At 37.3% G+C, this 21,204-nt stretch carries 16 protein-coding genes; 14 read left to right on the top strand and 2 right to left on the bottom strand.

Features of this window, described 5'->3' with window-relative positions:
- The first annotated feature begins 19 nt into the window (after positions 1–19).
- The 7 genes from MTP24_RS08735 to MTP24_RS08705 all read left to right on the top strand — a co-directional run bounded on the left by MTP24_RS08735 (position 20) and on the right by MTP24_RS08705 (position 12,765).
- Positions 20–4,861, top strand: a complete 4,842-nt coding sequence (locus MTP24_RS08735) for an NAD-glutamate dehydrogenase (RefSeq protein ID WP_243530628.1) — start codon at positions 20–22, stop codon at positions 4,859–4,861.
- A 117-nt stretch (positions 4,862–4,978) separates the two neighbouring features.
- The gene (pyrD, locus tag MTP24_RS08730) at positions 4,979–5,989 is read left to right on the top strand and encodes a quinone-dependent dihydroorotate dehydrogenase (RefSeq protein WP_243530626.1); all 1,011 of its coding nucleotides are present in this window, start codon (positions 4,979–4,981) and stop codon (positions 5,987–5,989) included.
- Positions 5,990–6,111: 122 nt separating this feature from the next.
- Positions 6,112–6,642: a cell division protein ZapC gene (locus MTP24_RS08725; protein WP_243530624.1), complete on the top strand. Its 531-nt coding sequence runs from the start codon at positions 6,112–6,114 to the stop codon at positions 6,640–6,642.
- A gap of 90 nt (positions 6,643–6,732) precedes the next feature.
- The gene (rlmKL, locus tag MTP24_RS08720; protein WP_243530620.1) at positions 6,733–8,850 is read left to right on the top strand and encodes a bifunctional 23S rRNA (guanine(2069)-N(7))-methyltransferase RlmK/23S rRNA (guanine(2445)-N(2))-methyltransferase RlmL; all 2,118 of its coding nucleotides are present in this window, start codon (positions 6,733–6,735) and stop codon (positions 8,848–8,850) included.
- On the top strand, positions 8,843–9,082 hold the full coding sequence (locus MTP24_RS08715; protein ID WP_243530617.1) for a glutaredoxin family protein: 240 nt from the start codon (positions 8,843–8,845) through the stop codon (positions 9,080–9,082). Before rlmKL ends, MTP24_RS08715 begins: the two co-directional genes overlap by 8 nt.
- A gap of 15 nt (positions 9,083–9,097) precedes the next feature.
- A complete protein-coding gene (locus tag MTP24_RS08710; protein WP_039037086.1) occupies positions 9,098–11,011 on the top strand; it encodes an ABC transporter ATP-binding protein in 1,914 nt (637 codons plus the stop codon).
- Positions 11,012–11,022: 11 nt separating this feature from the next.
- Positions 11,023–12,765, top strand: coding sequence for a DUF3466 family protein (locus MTP24_RS08705; RefSeq protein ID WP_243530614.1), 1,743 nt, complete (start codon positions 11,023–11,025; stop codon positions 12,763–12,765).
- A 70-nt stretch (positions 12,766–12,835) separates the two neighbouring features.
- Here the strand turns inward: MTP24_RS08705 and MTP24_RS08700 are convergent, their stop codons facing one another.
- Complete coding sequence (locus MTP24_RS08700; protein ID WP_006792805.1) at positions 12,836–13,339, bottom strand: DUF2062 domain-containing protein; 504 nt, start codon at positions 13,337–13,339, stop codon at positions 12,836–12,838.
- Between MTP24_RS08700 and MTP24_RS08695 the strand changes: the two genes are divergently transcribed.
- From MTP24_RS08695 to tcdA, 7 genes are read left to right on the top strand one after another with little or no spacing between them, the layout of a single operon-like run.
- Entirely contained in the window at positions 13,319–15,586 is a 2,268-nt protein-coding gene (locus MTP24_RS08695; RefSeq protein ID WP_243530611.1) for a DNA internalization-related competence protein ComEC/Rec2, read from the top strand. The two genes, MTP24_RS08700 and MTP24_RS08695, sit on opposite strands and share 21 nt — an antisense overlap.
- 60 nt (positions 15,587–15,646) lie before the next feature.
- On the top strand, positions 15,647–17,386 hold the full coding sequence (msbA, locus tag MTP24_RS08690) for a lipid A export permease/ATP-binding protein MsbA (RefSeq protein ID WP_243530607.1): 1,740 nt from the start codon (positions 15,647–15,649) through the stop codon (positions 17,384–17,386).
- Positions 17,387–17,388: 2 nt separating this feature from the next.
- Positions 17,389–18,369 (top strand): tetraacyldisaccharide 4'-kinase, encoded by a 981-nt coding sequence (gene lpxK, locus MTP24_RS08685; RefSeq protein WP_243530605.1) that lies wholly within the window; start codon positions 17,389–17,391, stop codon positions 18,367–18,369.
- Positions 18,359–18,556: a Trm112 family protein gene (locus MTP24_RS08680; protein WP_243530602.1), complete on the top strand. Its 198-nt coding sequence runs from the start codon at positions 18,359–18,361 to the stop codon at positions 18,554–18,556. Before lpxK ends, MTP24_RS08680 begins: the two co-directional genes overlap by 11 nt.
- A complete protein-coding gene (gene kdsB, locus MTP24_RS08675) occupies positions 18,544–19,305 on the top strand; it encodes a 3-deoxy-manno-octulosonate cytidylyltransferase (protein ID WP_008127352.1) in 762 nt (253 codons plus the stop codon). The genes MTP24_RS08680 and kdsB overlap by 13 nt, the downstream gene beginning before the upstream one ends.
- A 7-nt stretch (positions 19,306–19,312) precedes the next feature.
- Positions 19,313–19,981: a TIGR01621 family pseudouridine synthase gene (locus tag MTP24_RS08670; protein WP_243530599.1), complete on the top strand. Its 669-nt coding sequence runs from the start codon at positions 19,313–19,315 to the stop codon at positions 19,979–19,981.
- Positions 19,982–20,779 (top strand): tRNA cyclic N6-threonylcarbamoyladenosine(37) synthase TcdA, encoded by a 798-nt coding sequence (gene tcdA, locus MTP24_RS08665; protein WP_006794729.1) that lies wholly within the window; start codon positions 19,982–19,984, stop codon positions 20,777–20,779.
- A gap of 6 nt (positions 20,780–20,785) precedes the next feature.
- Here the strand turns inward: tcdA and MTP24_RS08660 are convergent, their stop codons facing one another.
- Positions 20,786–21,202, bottom strand: coding sequence for a SufE family protein (locus MTP24_RS08660; RefSeq protein WP_010556431.1), 417 nt, complete (start codon positions 21,200–21,202; stop codon positions 20,786–20,788).
- Between the last annotated feature and the right edge of the window lie 2 nt (positions 21,203–21,204).

Here is a 21,204-nt window from a genome sequence, read left to right as displayed (position 1 = left end):
ATAGATTAAGGAACATACAATGACACGAAATGAAGGCCAAGCCTCGGTTATCCTAGATAATGTCTGTAAGCTTATCCAGAAAAAAGTTCACGCTGATAATGTGTTACTCGTTGAGAAATTCGCCAAAGCCTTGTACAGCAATATGTCTAAAGAGGATTTGGCAAATCGAAACGACAGTGACTTATACGGTGCTGCACTCAGCCTTTGGAATTCGCTAGAAAAAAATACTACTGACGACGCCGTTATTCGCGTTTTCAACCCCGAAGTGGCAAAAGATGGCTGGCAGTCATCACATACCATAGTAGAAATTATTGCTAAAGATATGCCGTTTTTAGTTGATTCTGTTCGTATGGCCATGACTCGTGAAAATATAGCCTCTCACTTATTACTTCATAGCCCACTTAAAATTCAACGCGATGACAACGCTAAAATCTCAGGCTTATCTAATTTAAAAGCAGAGCAAGAATCTACATCTACAAAAACAGTTTTTTTCATAGAAATTGACCGCCAAACAGATTCGTCTGCCATTGAGTCTTTCAAAAAAGAATTAGAATCCGTACTTGTTGATGTGTCTGTTGCTGTTGAAGACTGGCAGCCAATAAGAAAAAAACTAATTGAAGTAAGTAAAGAGCTACCTAAGCGCCGCCACGGCAAAAATAAAAGTGAAGTGGCAGAAACCGTTGAATTTTTAGATTGGCTAGTTAGCGATAATTTCACCCTTATGGGCTATCGTGAATACGAGTTAAGTCCTGTTCAGGGGGATTATCAGCTTAAAGGTAAAATGGATACAAGTTTAGGGTTGTTAAAAAACTCTACTGAAGAGCATACTCGCTTGCTTTCTGAGTTACCTGAGGTAGCTCGTCAGGAAGCGCGCAGCAGTAATTTATTGATATTAACTAAAACTAATTCACAGTCTCGTGTTCATCGTCCCGCTTATATTGATTACGTTGGTGTAAAACGTTTTGATGATGAAGGGAATGTTATTGGTGAAGACCGTTTTATTGGTTTATTTTCATCTAATTTTTATAATAATAGTGCTGCTGATGTTCCTGTTTTAAAAAGCAAAATTACTCGCATAATGGATATGTGTGATTTTGCAAAAGGCACACACGCTTACAAAGCGGTATTAAATATTTTAGAAACTTACCCGCGTGATGAATTAGTACAAGCACGCGAAAATGAGTTACTTGAAGTTGCAACCGGTGTATTACAAGTGCAAGAGCGTGATATGTGTCGCTTATTTGTGCGAAAAGATGCTTATGGTCGTTTTTTCTCTTGTATGGTTTATGTTCCTCGCGAGCGCTACAACACAGCCCTGCGCAGGGAAACTCAAGATATTTTAGGCAATGCATTTAATTCTGACGAAAAAGTCGAATTTACCACTTACTTCTCCGAGTCAACACTAGCACGTACTCATTACACTGTTCGTGTGACTGACAACAATATCGAATTTAATGTGAAAGACATCGAAAATAATTTAATAGAAGCTGCCCGTACTTGGGAAGACAAACTACAATCTGCGCTTTTAGAGTCTGCAGGTGAAGCGCGTGGAAATGATTTAAATCGTAAATATTGTAACGCGTTCGCCCGTTCATACAAAGATGAAGTGTTACCGAGTGCCGCAGTAGTTGATATTGAAAAACTTGAGCTATTAAGTGAAGAAAATAAACTTGAGATGCTTTTTTATCGCCCTCAAGAAGAGGCGAATACAAATATTGTTCGTTTGAGCTTATTTCATAAAGATGAGCCAATTCATTTATCAGATGTAATGCCAATGCTAGAAAACTTTGGTTTACGTGTAATAGGTGAAACACCTTACTCGGTTAAAACTAGTGATGGCCGAATTAACTGGATTATGGATTTCTCTATGCTGATTGACAGTAAAGGGATGGATGATTTTGATAAGGTGTCTGCTCGTTTTCGTGCGGCTTTAACCAATGTATGGAATAACCGTTTAGAAAATGACGGTTTTAACCGTTTAGTGCTAATGGGCGGCTTAACGGGTCGTGAAGCCTCTATTTTGCGTGCTTATGCTAAATACATGCGCCAAATTGGTGTTACTTTTTCTCAAACATATATTGAAAGTACGTTTGCTAACTACCCACATATTGCGTCTCAAATCGTTAATTTATTCGCTAAACGTTTTTCTGTGAAGAGCCCTGCGAGTTCTAAAACATTGGACAAGTTAATAGCACAAATTTACCTTGAGCTTGAAAACGTAGCCAATCTTGATGATGACCGCATTATACGTTTATACGTAGATATGATTGTGGCTACGCTGCGCACTAACTACTACCAAAAAGATGCTCAGAACCAATTTAAATCATACGTATCATTTAAAATACAGCCTAGTTTGATTCCTGACGTACCGTTACCGTTACCTGCTTTTGAAATATTTGTTTATTCGCCTCGTGTTGAAGGCGTACATTTACGCTTTGGTAAGGTAGCTCGCGGTGGACTACGTTGGTCAGACCGTCGTGAAGATTTTCGAACAGAAGTTTTGGGCTTAGTTAAAGCGCAACAAGTTAAAAACACTGTAATTGTACCTGTTGGTTCTAAAGGTGGATTTGTATGTAAGCAGCTACCATCAGAGCGCGATGCTTTTATTAAAGAAGGCCAAGAGTGTTATAAAATCTTTATTAGAGGTTTATTAGATATCACTGACAATATTGCACGTGGTGAAATAGTGCCAGCAAGTAATGTTGTTCGTCATGATGAAGATGATGCCTATTTAGTAGTGGCTGCCGATAAAGGAACAGCAACGTTTTCTGATATAGCTAACGGTATTGCAAATGAGTACAACTTTTGGCTTGGTGATGCCTTTGCATCGGGTGGTTCTGTAGGTTACGACCATAAAAAAATGGGCATAACCGCTAAAGGTGCATGGGAGTCTGTTAAGCGTCACTTCCGTGAGATGGATATTGACTGTCAAACTACTGATTTTACAGTCGTTGCCATTGGCGATATGGCGGGAGACGTATTTGGTAATGGCATGTTGCTGTCTAAGCACATTCGTTTACAAGTTGCATTTAACCATATGCATATATTTGTAGACCCTAATCCTGATGCCTCAAAATCGTATGTAGAGCGTGAACGTTTATTTAATATGCCTCGTTCTTCGTGGGAAGACTACAACAAAGACCTTATTTCAGCCGGCGGTGGTATTTTCTCTCGAGCTGCAAAATCGATTACCCTTAGCCCAGAAATGAAAAAAATGCTGGGTACAAAAAAAGCAAGCATGACACCTAACGAGTTGATGAAAGCATCATTAATGATGGAATTTGATTTGCTCTGGAATGGTGGTATTGGTACATACATCAAGCACACAAAAGAGTCCGATGCTGACGTTGGCGACCGTGCAAACGACGCGCTACGTATAAACGGTAAAGAATTGGGTGCTAAAGTACTAGGTGAGGGTGGTAACCTAGGTGCTACGCAACTTGGACGCATAGAATTTGCTGAACAAGGCGGACGCGTAAATACTGACTTTATTGATAACGTTGGCGGCGTTGCTTGTTCAGATAATGAAGTAAACATTAAAATTTTACTTAATGGTTTAGTTGCTGAAGGTGATTTAACACTTAAACAACGTGATGAACTGCTTTATTCTATGACTGATGAAGTGTCAGAGCTGGTATTGAAAGACTGTTATCGTCAAACACATACAATTTCAATCACGCAATCTCGTGGTACATCGACACTTAAGGAAAAAATTCGCTTTATTCATGCCCTTGAGAAAGATGGCAAATTAGACCGTGCTATAGAGTTTATTCCAAGTGATGAAGAGTTAGCAGAGCGAGCAGCATCAGGCAAAGATCTAACGCGTCCTGAGTTATCAGTATTGGTTTCATACGCTAAAATGGTGTTAAAAGATTCGCTTGTAACGGATGAAATTACAGAAAACCCGTATTATCGCCAATTACTTGTTAAATCATTCCCACGCCCACTACGTGAGAAATTTAATGATGCCATGAATAATCACCCACTTCGTAAAGAAATTATAGCGACCAAACTTGCTAATAATATTGTTAATGACATGGGCTTAAATTTCATGGTTCGTATGCACGAAGAAACAGGTGCTATCGAATCTGAAATTGCAATGTGTTACTCAATTGCCAGTGAAATTTTTGAAATGCGTGATACGTGGTCATCAATCAGCGCTTTAGATAATAAAATTCCAGCGGCTGTACAAACAGAAATGCTTTATCAGCTTCGTAGAACTGTTCGCAGAGCAACTCGTTGGTTCTTGCGTCATCGCAATAAATCACAAACGATTGAGCAAGGTATTGAGTACTTCTCACCAACATTTAGTGATTTGAGTGATAACTTGAACACTTATATCGTTGAAAAGGAAAGTGCTCGCATAGATGAAGCTGCAACTAAGTTAACAGATAGTGGAGTACCATTAGATATAGCTAAGCGCATCGTTTCATTATCTAGCTTGTTCTCGGTGATGGACCTAGCAGAAATTGCTAATAATTCGCGTAGAGGCATTGCTATGGTGTCTAATACTTACTTTAAGCTTGGTGCAAGAATGGGCTTACATTGGTTCTTAGATCAAATAACTAACCAACCTGTTGCTAACCATTGGCAAGCGTTGGCCCGTTCATCTTATCGTGAAGAGTTAGATTGGCAGCAACGAACATTGGCTCAGGTTGTTTTAAATAGCTTTGAAGCAGATGAAAAAGACGTTGATTACCAAATTGATGAGTGGATGGATAAGCAGGAATTATTACTTACTCGTTGGAAGCAAATGCTGGCTGAATTTAAAACTTCGCAAAGTCATGATTTTGCCAAGTTCTCAGTGGCATTGCGTGAACTAATGCTATTGAGTCACAATTGTGATACACCAGCAAAATAAAATAATTACGCGCATTATTTATTAACTAAGTAATAAGCTAATTAATAAAAATGTTATATAATACCTCAGCCTTGACTGAGGTATTTTTTTGTCTGTAATTTAAAGAGGAATATATTCATGTTTTACGATTTAGCTCGCCGTTTTATGTTTACCCGTGATGCGGAGTGGGCACATGAATTTGCTCTTAATAATTTAAGCCGTTTTGCTAACACGCCTTTGAGTGCCGCATGGTCGCAATCTGTAGCAAATAAGCCCGTTAACTTTCTAGGTCTTGAATTTAAAAATCCGGTTGGGTTAGCAGCAGGTTTAGATAAAAATGCAGAGTGCATAGATGCATTTAGCCAAATGGGTTTTGGTTTTATAGAGGTTGGTACTGTTACACCTCGCCCGCAAGCAGGTAACGATAAACCCCGTATATTTAGATTGCCAGAATCAAACGCTATTATTAATCGTATGGGTTTTAATAATAAAGGTGTTGATAATTTAATTAGTAATGTAAAAGCAGCAAAGTACAACGGCATATTAGGTATTAATATAGGTAAAAATAAAGATACCCCTAATGAGCAAGGTAAAGACGATTACATACACTGTATGAGAAAAGTTTTTGAGCATGCCTCTTATATTACCGTGAATATTTCTTCACCAAACACACCCGGCCTGAGAGATTTACAATACGGTGCTGCACTTGATGATTTATTGCAAAGTCTTAAAAATGAGCAGCTAGATTTAATTTCAAAACATAATAAGCAAGTTCCGATGCTTGTTAAAATTGCCCCGGATCTCGATCCTATTCAAATCGAACAGGTAAGTGAATCACTGCTAAACAATAAAATTGACGGGGTAATTGCAACTAATACAACACTAGAACGAAGTGATGTGATCGGTCAGCAGTATGCTGATGAGGCCGGTGGTTTATCAGGACACCCTGTAAGAACACGCTCTACAGAAGTAGTAAGTGAATTAAGACGATTAACAAAAGGCGAGTTACCTATTATTGGTGTTGGCGGAATTGATGATGCTAATTCAGCTAAAGAGAAGCTTAATGCGGGTGCTAGTTTAGTACAGGTTTATACAGGTTTTATTTACAAAGGCCCTGAATTGGTAAAATCGATCGTAAACGGCTTATAAGGATCAGTTATCTAAGCTTTTGATCGTTCGATAAATGTTCTAAGCATTTATGTATAAAATGGTCAAAAGCAGTTATACTTTGAACTGATACTATTTTTAATATAGCCCACAAGGAGGAGCAAATGTTACAAGCATCAAAGCAATGGCAGTGGATTGCTTGTCCTAATAAAAATCGTTTATTACTTGATTTGAACGATGAAATGCAGCTTTGCACTCCTTATAAAATAAGGCAGTTAACAGATTTAGTTATCAAAAACCCTAACTTTAGCTTAGAAGATGCTGCATTTTACGAACAAGTTTATAATTATCTGGACGGGTTTGAAATCTGGTCTGGTGCACAAATATGTCAAATAGCATTAAATGCTACAGCGGTTAAGTTTCATTTAAAACCCGTGCTAGCAAAAAGCTGGTTTTTTAATGAATATACCGGCAGCCAACCAAGTGTTGAAGCAGTCGTTAAATTAGTCTCTAAGGCGCAAACGGGCGACTTTTTGATTGTCGATCACTGCAGTGATGCCTCGGTTTGCTTAAATTTAAGCGAGAATTTTCAATTAGACGAAAATTTATCTCTTGCTCAATTTGAAGCTATCAAAATTTTAAATAATCGCGTTCATCCTATCTTAACTCAGCAACTTAAATTTAAAACTGCCTAAGTAATTTACGCTATTAAGCATGTGTTATGGCGTGTTTGTCCCTCAACCTATGGTATAATCCTGCGCAATTAGCTATTAAGGGTTACTACTTTGCAATTTATCGCACTTACTTCTATCGGAATCGAAAATTTATTGGTTGATGAGTTAACAGAACTTGGCGCTGCTGTGTCTAAGCAAACTGTTGGTTCTGTTCGTTTTGAGGCTGACTCATTACTGGCGCAAAAGGTTTGTTTATCAAGCCGTTTTGCAACGCGTGTGCTTATGCTTATCGAAGAAAAAGAAGGCGTTAATGATAAAGATAGCTTGTATAAATTTGCTCGTTTTCAACCTTGGCAAGAATGGTTTGGCCCAACGCAAACATTTGCTGTAGATTTTAACGGTACTAATGATTCGTTAAAGAATACACAGTTTTCTGGTTTAGTAATTAAAGATGCAATTGTTGACTACTTTAATGATTTGTATGAGCAACGCCCTAATGTTGATAAACAGGATGCCAATGTTCGTGTTGTTGCACGTTTAAATCGTCACGGTGTTTCTTTATATATTGACTACTCAGGGCCAAGACTATCTGAACGTGGCTACAGACAGGGACAAGGTAAAGCGCCAATAAAAGAGCATTTAGCGGCTGCAATTATTAAACGCAGCGGATGGCTAGATAACGTTAAACAACCTCTGTTTGACCCTTGTTGTGGTGCGGGTACTATTTTAATAGAAGCCGCAGGTATGGCACGTAATGAAGCGCCAGGTTTGTTTCGTGAAGGTTTTGCTTTTGAACGTTTACCTAGTTTTAGAGTGGCAAAATTTAAAGCGCTAAAAGAAGAACTACTTGCGAATATAACCGATCCGAAACTTTGGCTAATAGGCCACGACTACGATGCTCAAGTATTAAGTAAAGCCATTGATAATGCAAAGCGTGCAGAGCTTGATGACATAATTAAATTTAAGCAAAGCGATGCAACCAAGTTAACCGCAGTAGCTAAATTACCAGGTGTGGTTATTTCAAATTTGCCTTATGGTGAACGTATTGGCTCTATGGCTGAGTTAGTTGATTTACACCGTAATTTAGGTGTTGGCTTTAAAAAGCATTTTAACCATTGGAAACTGGCGTTATTGGGCATGGATGAGAGTTTATTTAAACTTTTAAAGCTTGTTAAATTAAAACGTTATAAATTTAAAAATGGTCCATTAGATGTAGAGCTTAACTTATATCAACTAGATGACAAGCAAGTCAGCTTGACGACTGATGACAAAAAAGCCCTTAATTATGAAGGTTCAATGTCGTTTGCTAACCGTCTTAAAAAAAATAAACAAGGCCTTAAAAATTGGTTAAAGCAAAACATAGTCGACGCGTATCGCGTTTATGATGCTGATATTCCAGAATATAATGTAGCGGTTGATGTATATAACGACAGCGCTGTAATTTTTGAGTACGCGGCACCGAAAGAAATAGATGAAAAAGTATCTGATAAGCGCCTTCAGGACGTCATTAGCTTAACAGCGCAACAACTAAACATAGCACCTGAAAACATAGCCGTAAAAGTTCGCAAAAAGCAAAAAGGTGAAGAGCAATACACCCCTATGGCTAAGCAAAATAGAACGATGGTTGTTGAAGAGTTTGGTGCTAAATTTAAGGTTAATTTATTTGATTATCTAGACACGGGGTTATTTTTAGATCATCGTTTGGTTCGTCGCTACATTCAAGAAAATGCCAAGGACAAACGTTTTTTAAATTTATTTGCCTACACAGGAAGTGCATCAGTTCATGCAGCCATTGGTGGGGCAAAGGCTATAACCACAGTTGATTTATCCAAAACCTATTTAAAATGGGGCCAAGATAATTTTGATTTAAATAATATTAGCAACACGCGTTACCGTTTTGAGCAAGCAGATTGCCTTAAATGGCTAGAGCATGCGACTGCGCAATATGATTTAATCTTTCTTGACCCGCCAACATTTTCAAATTCAAAGCGAATGAAAGATGCGTTTGATGTTCAGAGCGATCACATTAAGTTACTTACTTGGGTTAAAAAAATTCTTAGCCCGTCTGGAACATTGATTTTTTCTAACAACAAACGTGGCTTTGTTATGGATGAAGTTGGATTGATTGGTTTAGGTTTAAAAGCCGTTAATATTTCTGAGAAAACACTCTCACCAGACTTTAAGCGTAATAAAAAAATTCATAACAGCTGGTTAATTACCCATGGCTAAGTGGACTTTATACCATACGGAAGGGTGTCATTTATGTGAACAAGCCCACGCACTAATAACACCGTTATTAATGAGCGAAGGCAGTTTATTGTTAACAGACATAATGGCTGACAAACAGCTTATTGCGCAATATCAGGTAAGTATTCCTGTTTTAAAAAATGAACATGGCCAACAATTGTTTTGGCCTTTTACTGCAGAACAAGTGCAAATATTTTTAGCACTGGCAGATTAAGAGCATTGTAGAATTATGGATTTAATAAGAATTTCGAAAGCACAGCTTGCCTTTGGTACACATGCGTTACTTAACAACGCAGATGCTGTTATTGAAAGTGGTGAGCGAGTTTGTATTGTGGGGCGTAACGGCGCAGGTAAATCAACGCTGTTAAAAGTATTAGACGGCCAAGTAATATTGGATGATGGTGAAATAAACCAGCTCGGTGGTTTAAAGATCTCTCGTCTTGAACAAGATCCACCTAAAGGGGCCAGCGGTACCGTATTTGATTATGTTGCCCAAGGTATGCCAGAAATTGCTAATTTACTTATCGATTATCACCATGTGAGTAATGAACTGCAAACTGAATGTACCGATCAATTATTAAATAAACTTGAGCGCTTATCTAATAAGCTAGAAGCCGCTGATGGCTGGCGCTTCGATAGTCGTATTCAATTAGTATTAACTAAGCTTGAGCTGTCACCTGATGCGAAACTTGAATCGCTTTCAGGTGGATGGTTACGTAAGGTTGCACTGGCACGTGCATTAGTTAGTGAGCCAGACTTGTTGCTATTAGACGAACCAACAAACCACTTAGATATGACAAGTGTGATGTGGTTAGAGCAGTTCTTAAAAGACTTTAAAGGTGGGATTGTATTTATATCTCACGATCGTGCGTTTATTCGTGCAATTGCTACACGTATTTTGGATTTAGACCGCGGCAAACTTATTTCATATCCAGGTGACTACGCCACTTATCTAGAACAAAAAGCGCATGACTTAAAAGTAGAAGAAAGTCAAAATGCACTCTTTGATAAACGATTAGCTGAAGAAGAAGCGTGGATCCGTCAGGGAGTAAAAGCCCGGAGAACTCGTAATGAAGGCCGTGTTCGTGAATTAAAACAATTACGTAATGAGCGCAAGCAACGAGTTGATCAAGTTGGTAAAACAGATTTCAATATTGAAACTGCAGACCGCTCAGGTAAATTAGTTTTTGAAGCTAAGCATTTATCTCATGCTTTTAAAGAGAAAACGATTGTAAGCGATTTTTCTACTTTAGTTATGCGTGGCGACCGTATCGGTTTAGTCGGTCCTAATGGTGTGGGTAAAACAACACTATTAAAACTAATGTTTGGTGACTTAGCACCTGACAGCGGTGAAACTAAGCAGGGTGTTAATCTAGAATTTGCTTACTTTGATCAATACCGTGAAAAGTTAGACGAAGAAGCAACAGTACAAGACAATGTTGCAGAAGGTAAGCAAGAAGTCATGATGGGTGGGCGCTCTCGTCATGTATTAGGTTATTTACAAGACTTTTTGTTTCCACCTGCGCGCGCTAGAACACCCGTTAAGGCCTTATCTGGCGGCGAAAAAAACCGATTATTACTTGCTAAGCTATTTTTAAAACCATCGAATATCCTGGTATTGGATGAGCCAACCAATGATTTAGACATTGAAACACTTGAGCTGTTAGAAGACATTATTAATCAGTATCAAGGTACAGTGATTATTGTAAGCCATGACCGTGAATTTATCGATAATACATGCTCTAGTGTATGGGCATTTGAAGGTAACGGAAAAGTGACAGATATAGTCGGCGGTTATAGTGACTATGAAGCTTATGTAAGTTATTTAGCAGAACAAGAAAAACAAGCTGTTCAACCAGCTGCAAAAAAAGTAGAAAAGCAACCGACCCCTGCTGCAAAGCCAGCCGCTAAAACGAATAAGCTTTCTTACAAATTAAAACTTGAATTAGAGCAGTTGCCTAATAAAATGGAGCAACTTGAAGCTGACGTAGAAGCCCAGCAAAATGTGGTAGGCGATCCTGACTTTTTTAAACAAGACAGTGACATAACAACCAAAGCATTGAACCATTTAGCACAACTTGAGTCTGACCTTGAAGCCGCTTTTGAGCGATGGGAAGAACTTGAAGAATTACAGAATCAGTAGTAAGGACTAAAATGAAATATAAATTACTCGCTGCCAGTATCCTAGCGACATTGAGTACATCAGCTATTAGTGCAACATATCAATTAAGTGAATTAGGCACACTCGATAATGCAAAATTTTCTTACGTTACTGATGCAAGTGAAAGCGGGCACATAATTGGTTTTGCTAACGGACTTTATAACTTACCTATAGATGTTAGCTATATCGACTTTGATGATAGCCTTATAAAAAGTGCATACGACACTACTGTGTCTGACTATGAACAGATTGATAAAGTAATTACGTTTACACTAGATGATATACAAAATAATGATGCTGTACTAACAAACCCTGACGCACATTCCTTCATGGTTTCTTTTCTTAGTAAAAGATCAAGTAATTATGAGTATCAGAAGCAAAATAAATTTATAGGCGTTCGATTCACAGAGTCAGGTGTCGTTGAGCAAACTTTATTTGATGAAGCAGCTATCGACTACGATGGTTTAACTCGTTCAACATTTAATTTATACAATGCTGTTAGTGAAGACGGTGTATCTGTTGGTTGGGGTAGTGCTCCATATGACAAGGTTTCTTTTACACCAGAGGGTGAAGATGATGCAGAAACTTGGTTTACAAATGAATTTATAGAGCGAGCAATTGTTATTAGTGCAGATGGTGTAAAAGTTTCATTAGCGCCTGAGTTTGACGATTATGGCGGCACAAGTCGAGCAAATGATATTATTAAAACAAATAGTGGCTACACTGTTGTAGGAAACGCTTCAATAAGTATTCCGATTGAAATACAAGAAGATATCGACGAAAGTTGTGACAATGAAGATTCACCAGTTTCAGCTTGTATTAATTTAAATAATTCAACTTCATCTCAAGGCTTGTTTAATAAAAGTGCATTTAAATGGGAATTAGATGAATCATTAAATGTTGTTTCAGTTGAAAACCTAGGTTTAGCTTTAACACCCGATGAAGATGAAGTGGAAGATGATAATTTTGTGAGTACTGCCTTTGCTATTAATTCTAAAGGTACTATTGCTGGCTACTCAAACACACGCTATTACAGGAATGAAAATTCTATAATATCTATGCCTGTATATTTTAAAAATGGTGAAGTTGTAGATTTTATTGATCAAGAAGATGGTTGGGAAAATGGTATTGCATCTGCTCTAAATGATAACGACGTAGTGGTAGGTTATGCTACGAAAGTGATTGAAAACAGTTTTAGGAACAAATTCTTCTATCACGACGTTGCGACTGGAAATACTGTTTTTCCAAATGACTATTTCACTGGGTCAAGTTCTGTAGCAAATGATATCAATAACCAAGGTTATATAGTAGGCGAAGGGGAAGTAGGTGGATCGGATAGTTCACGAGATAAAGCCGCATTTATTTATAAAATTGGTGAAGATAAAATAACTAATCTCAATGACTTATTACCATGCTATGAAACCGACGGTGAAACTGATTATCCATATACTGTAGTAGAAGCTAATGTTATCAATGAGAATAACGAAGTGTTTGGTGTTGCCACTAAAACAGTAGAAAAGCGTGACACACTCGGTGGTGTAGTGACCGATATTAACGGTAATATTGAATTTGAAACCGTCGCCGTTGCAGTTAAACTAACACCATTAGAAAATGGTGAAATTGAAAATTGTGCACCGCCAGAGGCTGAAATTTATGAAAGAAGTTCAGCCAGTACCTCTTGGTTAGCGTTATTTCTATTACCATTAATTGGTATTCGACGGGTATTTCGTTTTTAATTATTTTTAAATAAAAAACCCAGCTTCCTAGCTGGGTTTTTTTTCGTCTATACTATTCAAAGGATCGATATTATTTGCGTGCAGCCCTTGCCTTTACAACAGAGCGGCGCCATAAAATATCAATGCCAAAATAGCCTATGATTGATGCTATAGAGGCACATACAAGTGAGCCAACTAAGAATGCAGGGCCAATGGTTTCGATACTCTGCTCAAACCAAGCCCAGTTAAGCTCAAAAGCAAAGTGTTGTTCTGGTTGATTTAAAACAAGAGTGCCAACGAGGTAAGACCCATAAAAAATAGGTGGCATGGTTAAAGGATTAGTAAGCCAAACAAGTGTTGCTGAGATAGGTAAGTTAACTCTAAATAAAATAGCAGTCGCTGCGGCTAAAACCATTTGAAAGGGAACAGGGATGAAAGCAAAAAATAAACCAACTGCAAAGGCTCCTCGAGCAGAACGTCTGTTTAAGTGCCAAAGATTTGCATCTTGCAAAAGCTTACCAAAAATTTTTAACGATTTGTGATGTCTAATTTTATTCGGATCGGGTAAAAATCTTTGGATAGTTTTCTTAGCCATTTAAAGCAACCATTTACATCAGTGTGGATCAGTCTTGGTTTTGTAATTGGCTGTATTTCAACCGTGTTTTATTACGAAACTCTCGAATTTATTATTATTACAGTGTCCATTGTAATAATAGGCGCTTATTTTAAGCCGTTTTTGTCTTTATTGTTAGGCTTTATTTGTGGAATTTGTATCGTTATAGCGCATTATCATATTTTTTATAACTTTGAGCACATAATTAATGATGAAAAGTACGCATATCCAGTCGAAGTTGTAATACAAGAAGTCATCTCAAACAAAGCTCCCCAATATGTCAAAGCAAAATTAGTGCGTATTAATGGAAAATATTATTCTAATTTGAGTGCACCTAGCGCGATGTTAAGCGTTAATTTAGATCACCCATTGCGTGATAATGATCGTTTTGTGGCAAGTGTTAATTTAAAAAAATTTAGAAGTAATAAGAACTTTAATGTATTTGATAACGAACTGTATGCATTTAAGCAGCGAATTTTCTTTAAAGGAAAAGTTCTTAATAAAGAATTAAAAATCAAAAGCACTTCAGAACAAAATAGTGTTCAAAGTTATAAAAGCTTCATTAAAAATACATACGAAAATACAACACTAAATTGGCTTTACTATGCTTTATTAACAGGGGATAAGACGTTAATGACACCGAGTGATAAGCAGCTGATGCAATCACTGGGTTTAAGCCATTTACTTGCTATTTCAGGCTTACACATTGGGTTGGTTTTCGGTTTTGGTTTCTTCATTACAAAGTGGGTATTTATCCACGTTAAGTTGTTTAATAATCAAACGATCAATTTTTCAATTGCTTACAGTGCGATTGGTTTTGTATCAGCGTTTGTTTATGTCTATTTAAGTAACTTTTTGGTTTCAGCGACTCGTGCACTAATAATGCTTGGCTGTTATTTACTTCTATATTACTTTCAAAGGCAGCCAATGAGATGGCGCAGTATTTTGTTTGCGTTTGTTATTGTACTCGTTGTTAATCCGTTCAATACCCTTAATCCTGGATTATATTTTTCATTTTTTGCAGTCGTGGTTATTTTTTTAGTTATTAAAAATGTACCTCACTTTACCAATTCATTTCTAAAGGTACTTTTTGCATTAATTACTATTCAGGCTGCACTATTTATTGGTTTACTGCCTCTGTCTTTTTACTTTTTTTATGGCGTGAGTATTACTGGCTTAGTCATAAACTTAGTCGCAATTCCATTTCTTTCATTGATTTTAATGCCTTGTTTATTTTTATTAACGGCTATAAGTACCGTATTTGATATTAGTATGGTGATTATATTTATCGATAGCGGTTTAGCTTTTATTTTTACCTGTTTAAATAAATTACCGGCAGGTTTTGGTTGGCTAAACATAGGAATTATTGGTCTAAGTGTCATTATTTATGCTTATATTACTCTTTTAATTTTTTATTTTTCGCCATATAGGCGGCTCGCTTTTTTACCTTTAGTCATACTCTATATTGATTATTTACTTGCTGATAAGCCTACATGGAAATTACATGTATTCGATGTTGGGCACGGTCTTATGGCGCTTATTGAAAAAGATGATAAAGGGTTTATTTATGATTTTGGACCTAGTTACTTTAATCGTTTTAGCCGTGCTAAAAGTATTTTGTTACCTTTTATTGATATAAATAATATTGCAGTGACTCATTCTGTAGTTAGTCACCTTGATAATGACCATTCCGGTGGTTTATCTCATTTTATCAGCGCAGGTTTAAAGTTTTCATTTAATGAATTTCACCCTAATGGACCCTCAAAGGGGTGTATTCCAAACGAAGTAAACATGGCTGGGCTAATAATTAAAAGTTTCCCAACTCCCTTGTATGGTAATGAAAATGATGAGTCGTGCGTAATAAAAGTTTCATATAAAGAGTACAGCGTTCTATTTACAGGCGATATTTCAAAAAATAGAGAGTCGCAACTGATAAACTCTAGCGATACTTTAAAAAGTACAGTGTTACTTAGCCCTCATCACGGTAGTAGTACGTCATCAAGTAATAAATTTATTAATGCAGTTATGCCACAGGTTGTTATTCATTCAAGTGCTTACAAAGGGCAGTGGCAATTTCCTAAAACTGAGGTTGTTGAGCGTTATAGAAACATTAATGCCTTGCAGTATGTTACTGGGCAACACGGGCAAATTACGGTGGAGTTTTACGAAGAGACTGTGACTGTTATTACAGCACGAGATTACCAAAGCTACTGGTTTATAAAAGATTGACGTTTTGTTTTAGTTCTAGCAAGGATACAATAGGGTCTGTAATTGAATAAAGAGAGTATTATGGATCAAAGTACTACACAAATTTACAAGCGTTTAATTTCTTACGTAGGTGCTTACAAAAGCGTGGCAATAGTTGCAATTGTTGGCATGATTGGCTATTCCGGTATGGATGCTTTATTTATTCAATTAATGAAGCCTTTTATTGATGAAGGTTTAAATCAACGAAATAACGAAGTATTAAAATACGCTCCTTTTGTAGTAATAGCTTTGGTTATTGGTCGTGGTATTTTTAATTTTATGTCATCTTATTGCCTAAGCTATGTAGGCTCGCAAGTTGTTCGTTCACTCCGACAGGAATTATTTGAACATATATTGCATCTACCTGTTTCATTTCACGATAAAAACTCAACAGGTGACCTAATTTCTAAAATCACGTTTGATACAGAACAAGTTCAACAAGCAATAACCAAAGCATTACTGATTGTAGTGCGAGAAGGGGCATTTGTTGTGTTTCTGCTTGGTGTAATGTTCTATACAAGCTGGCAATTATCTCTGATATTTTTAGTTATTATTCCTTTAGTTGCGCTGATCGTTGCAATAGTATCTAAGCGTTTTCGTCATATTTCTAAAAATATACAATCAGCTATGGGGCAAGTAACAAGAAGCTCAGAGCAAATGCTCAGTGGCCATAAAGTGATTCATGGTTTTGGCGGTCAAGAGAGAGAAATTAATCAATTTTCTAAAATTAACAATCATAACCGACAACAACGTATAAAAATGGATGCTACAAAGGCATTAAGTGTTTCAGTTATTCAAATACTTGCAGCGAGTGCTATGGCCGTTATTTTGTGGGTGGTATCAATGCCCTCAATGATAGACAGCATTAGCTCAGGCGACTTTGTTGTGCTTATTTCATCGATGATGATGTTACTTCGTCCGCTAAAACAGTTAGCTAACGTTAATAGTGATATGCAGCGCGGTATTTCTGCAGCGCAAAGTATATTTTTAATACTTGACGAAAATATAGAAAAAGATACAGGCACAGTATCTGTAACAAAAGCCAAAGGTTTAATTGAGGTCAAAAATGTGACTTTCAAATATCCCACAAAAGATGAACCTGTATTAAATAACTTAACGCTTACAATTCAAGCCGGCGAAAGTATTGCGTTAGTTGGGCGTTCGGGTTCAGGTAAATCAACAATTTCTAATTTATTACCACGTTACTATGATTTAGACTTACCAAGTCAAATACTGTTAGATGGTATTCCTTTAAATGATTATAAGCTTACAGATCTGCGACGCCAATTTGCGCTAGTATCGCAACAGGTTGTGCTGTTTAACGACACTATAGCTAACAATATATGTTATGGAATTCAGCGAGATATTACAGATGCTGAGTTATTGCAGGTAGCTAAGCAGGCCCACGTGTGGGAGTTTGTAAAAGACTTACCTGAAAAGCTAAATACCATGGTAGGTGAAAACGGCGTTATGCTCTCTGGTGGTCAACGTCAACGCATTGCTATAGCCAGAGCTATTTTAAAAGATGCCCCTATTTTAATATTAGATGAGGCAACATCTGCATTAGATACAGAGTCTGAAAAACTGATTCAACATGCGCTTGATGACTTAATGAAAGATAAAACATCAATTGTCATTGCACATCGATTATCTACAATTGAAAATAGCGATAAAATTTACGTTATCGATAATGGCCGTGTTATTGAAAGTGGCGATCACACCAGCTTACTTTCAAACGATGGAACTTATTCAGCGTTATGTAAAATGCAGTTTGGCGAGTAACCGTGAATAAAATCGAAAAAAGCTGGTATGAACCAGTTGGACTTATTACATTACTTTTTTTGCCATTGTCAGCTTTATTTTGGCTAATTTCGATTACCAGAAAGCAGATGTATCGTTTTGGAATATTTAAGCAATTTAAAAGCGACATACCTATTATTGTTGTTGGTAACATTAGTGTGGGTGGAAATGGTAAAACACCATTTGTATTATGGCTTTATAACTTTTTAACAAAACAAGGGTTGTCAGTTGGAATCATTAGCCGAGGTTATGGTGGTAAGGCGAGTAATTATCCTTTAATTGTTAAAGACAATACGCTAGCTGCTGAGGCGGGTGATGAGCCTAAACTTCTGTTTCATCGTCTAAAATGCCCAATTGCTATAGGGCCAAATCGACAACGCAATATTGAGTTACTAGCGCGTGATTATAATTTAGATATTATTATCTCTGACGATGGTATGCAGCATTACAAAATGGCACGGACTATTGAATGCTGTATTGTCGATAGTGAACGCCAATTTGGAAATGGGTTACTAATGCCTGCAGGACCATTAAGAGAAACTCCTGCACGTTTGAAGTCGGTAGATTTGATTGTTGAAAACGGTGGGCAGAATAGTAATAACTACACATTAGAGCCCGCAGCGCTCAGGTCAGTAAAAAGTTCCTTTCCTGTTAGTGAATTGATTACAAATGGCCATGCAGTTAGCGCAATAGGTAATCCTAAGCGTTTTGAAAACACGCTAAAAAAACAGGGGATAACTTTATTATCTTCAAATCACTTTAGGGATCATCATCCATACACAGCCGAAGATTTTACCCGATTTGGTAACGACAATATTCTAATGACCGAAAAAGACGCCGTAAAATGCAGCGAGTTTGCCAAAGATAATTGGTATTATTTACCAGTAAATGCAAAGCCAACACAGGCTGTAATAAATAAATTAACTTTAATATTAAAAGAAAAAGGGATCCTAAATGGCCTTTGATAGTAAATTACTCGACATAATTGCATGCCCTGTATGTAAAGGAAAATTACGTTTTGATAAAGACAACAGTGAACTAATTAGTACTGCTGCAAAACTCGCATACCCTGTTAAAGATGATATTCCGGTATTACTTGAAAATGAAGCAAGAGAGTTATCGTTAGAAGAGGTTGAAAAGTGGAATTCGTAGTCGTTATACCTGCGCGCTATGCTTCAACAAGATTACCAGGAAAACCGCTAGCAGATATTTGTGGTAAACCTATGATTCAACATGTTTATGAGAAAGCATGTTTATCAGGTGCAAGCCAAGTGATAATTGCAACCGATCATCAAAAAGTATTTGATGAGGTTAGTAAGTTTACTAATGATGTTGTGATGACGCGTGAAGATCACCAGTCAGGCACCGAGCGCTTAGCGGAGGTAGTTGCTTTATTAAATTTAGATAGCAATACCATAGTTGTAAATGTTCAAGGTGATGAACCATTACTAGCTCCGGATAACGTTTTACAAGTAGCTAAGTTGTTAAATGAATCATCAGCACCCATGGCTACATTAAGCGTTGCCATTGAACATAAAGACGACATATTTAATCCTAATGCAGTCAAGGTTGTTAGCGATATAAATAAAAACGCGCTGTATTTTTCGCGTGCAAGTATTCCGTTTGATCGACATGCGATGTTAGAAGAAAAAAGAGATTTAGAGCTTTCATCATTTCAACGCCACGTGGGTATTTACGCTTACAGAGCAGGGTTTATTAATCAATATATTGCACTTAGTGTTTCACCTTTGGAGTTATTAGAGTCATTAGAGCAGCTGCGTGTTTTATATCACGGTTATAGTATTAAAATAGAGCAGGCAAAAGTAGCTCCGCATGCAGGTGTTGATACCGCTGAAGATTTAGCAAAAGTAATTGCGTTTTTACAAAATAAAAACGCGTGACCTTTGAATGAACTTAATATTAAACGTGGTATGTGAGCATGCTGATTTTTATGTTGTCGAAAAACCAGCAGAACTCAGCTTTCATTCAGAAGATGGACCTGGCTTTGTTGTGCTAGCTGAGCGACAATTTAATGAGAAACTTTACGCAGTTCATAGACTAGATAAAGTAACTTCGGGTCTAATTATTTTAGCAAGAAATAAAAGTGCTGCAGCAACGTTTACGCAGCTTTTTGCACAACATTCTATTGATAAGTTTTATCTTGCTATTACAGACTCTAAACCTAAAAAAAAGCAAGGTTGGGTTAAAGGAGACATGGCCAAGTCGCGCCGTGGTACCTATAAGCTTTTGGCATCTAATTTAAATCCTGCAATTACCCGTTTTTATTCAATTAGTTTTAAAGCGGGTTTTAGAGCGTTTATTTTAAAACCTTTCTCGGGTAAAACACACCAGCTAAGAGTTGCCTTAAAAAGCATAGGATCCCCAATATTGGGTGATATTGCTTACTCAGGTACGGCTTCAGATAGAACATATTTGCATGCTTATGCATTGAGCTTTACTTGGAAGGGTGAGAACTTACAATTTACGCTATTACCTAGTAACGGTGATGCGTTTTTAACCTTGCTACAACATGATAATTTTCAAGCATGGCGTTCGCCATGGGAACTGGACTGGTAAATGAGTGAAAAAATAACTGACATCCGCTTTGGTGGCATTAAACGTTTATATGGTCATCAGCAATTCGATTGGCTTCAAGAGGCTCACTTTTGTGTTGTTGGCATTGGGGGAGTGGGGAGTTGGGCAGCTGAGGCGCTAGCGCGCACCGGTTTAGGTAGAATAACGCTCATAGATCTTGATGATATTTGTGCGACCAATGTAAACCGTCAAATCCATGCTTTATCTGGAACGATTGGTCATGCTAAAGTCGACGCAATGAAAGCGCGTTGTGAACTTATAAATCCAGAATGCAACATTGATGTCATTGATGACTTTATAACACTCGAAAACATTAAAGAGCACATTCACGGCTTTGACTATGTAATCGATTGCATTGATGCGGTCAAAGAAAAAGCAGCACTCATTGCCCATTGCAAGCGAAATAAAATGCCTATTATTACCACTGGTGGTGCTGGTGGTCAAACCGACCCCAGTCAAATTACATTCGGTGATGTAGCTAAAACAACGCAAGATCCTTTACTTGCAAAGGTGCGCTACATATTACGTAAACAGTATAACTTTAGTAATAACCCTAAACGAAAATTTAATGTTGATTGCGTTTACTCAACAGAGCAATTAGTTTATCCAGGGAGTGATGGTAGTGTTTGCCATGCAAAGCAAAGTGCAGATGGCAGCATGAATATGGATTGCAATAACGGTTTTGGCTCTGTAACGATGATTACAGGAAGTTTCGGCTTTTTTGTAGCAGCCAAAGCTATTCGCAAATACCTAGATAAAAAGCAGCGTTTGCAGGTTTAGCACTACTTAGCTTATTTTTTGCTGTGCCATGGTTTGGATTCTATCAACCATGGCTTTAATTCCGTTACCACGTGATGTACTTAAGTGGCTAATAAGACCTAGCTTATCAAACTCCTCATACGCATCTATTTTCACTACTTGCTCTGGTGTCAGTCCGTTATATAAAGATAAAATAATTGCTAGCAAACCTTTTACGATACGTGTATCTGAATCACCAATGACTACTAACGTATTTTCTTTTAAATCAAATTCAACAAACATCCATACCTTGCTTTCACAGCCGGGAACTAGTGAACCTTCTGTTTTTAAAGCATCAGGTAAAGCGGGTAAAGTTTTGCCTAAAAGCATTATTTCACGATACTTTTGCTGCCAAGAAGACGCTTTTTCAATTGACTCAGTGGTTTTTTTAAACGTATTTGTCATGA

The organism is Pseudoalteromonas sp. APM04 (assembly GCF_022809815.1).
Classification (GTDB): domain Bacteria; phylum Pseudomonadota; class Gammaproteobacteria; order Enterobacterales; family Alteromonadaceae; genus Pseudoalteromonas; species Pseudoalteromonas marina.
Note: the sequence above shows the minus strand (reverse complement) of the source record. Positions and strands in the feature narration are given on the sequence as shown.

Excerpts from the sequence above, each read along its gene's own strand:
- MTP24_RS08735 (WP_243530628.1), top strand. The coding sequence starts at position 20 with ATGACACGAAATGAAGGCCAAGCCTCGGTTATCCTAGATAATGTCTGT.
- pyrD (WP_243530626.1), top strand. The coding sequence starts at position 4,979 with ATGTTTTACGATTTAGCTCGCCGTTTTATGTTTACCCGTGATGCGGAG.
- MTP24_RS08725 (WP_243530624.1), top strand. The coding sequence starts at position 6,112 with ATGTTACAAGCATCAAAGCAATGGCAGTGGATTGCTTGTCCTAATAAA.
- MTP24_RS08715 (WP_243530617.1), top strand. The coding sequence starts at position 8,843 with ATGGCTAAGTGGACTTTATACCATACGGAAGGGTGTCATTTATGTGAA.
- MTP24_RS08710 (WP_039037086.1), top strand. The coding sequence starts at position 9,098 with ATGGATTTAATAAGAATTTCGAAAGCACAGCTTGCCTTTGGTACACAT.
- MTP24_RS08705 (WP_243530614.1), top strand. The coding sequence starts at position 11,023 with ATGAAATATAAATTACTCGCTGCCAGTATCCTAGCGACATTGAGTACA.
- MTP24_RS08700 (WP_006792805.1), bottom strand. The coding sequence starts at position 13,339 with ATGGCTAAGAAAACTATCCAAAGATTTTTACCCGATCCGAATAAAATT.
- msbA (WP_243530607.1), top strand. The coding sequence starts at position 15,647 with ATGGATCAAAGTACTACACAAATTTACAAGCGTTTAATTTCTTACGTA.
- MTP24_RS08680 (WP_243530602.1), top strand. The coding sequence starts at position 18,359 with ATGGCCTTTGATAGTAAATTACTCGACATAATTGCATGCCCTGTATGT.
- MTP24_RS08670 (WP_243530599.1), top strand. The coding sequence starts at position 19,313 with ATGAACTTAATATTAAACGTGGTATGTGAGCATGCTGATTTTTATGTT.
- tcdA (WP_006794729.1), top strand. The coding sequence starts at position 19,982 with ATGAGTGAAAAAATAACTGACATCCGCTTTGGTGGCATTAAACGTTTA.
- MTP24_RS08660 (WP_010556431.1), bottom strand. The coding sequence starts at position 21,202 with ATGACAAATACGTTTAAAAAAACCACTGAGTCAATTGAAAAAGCGTCT.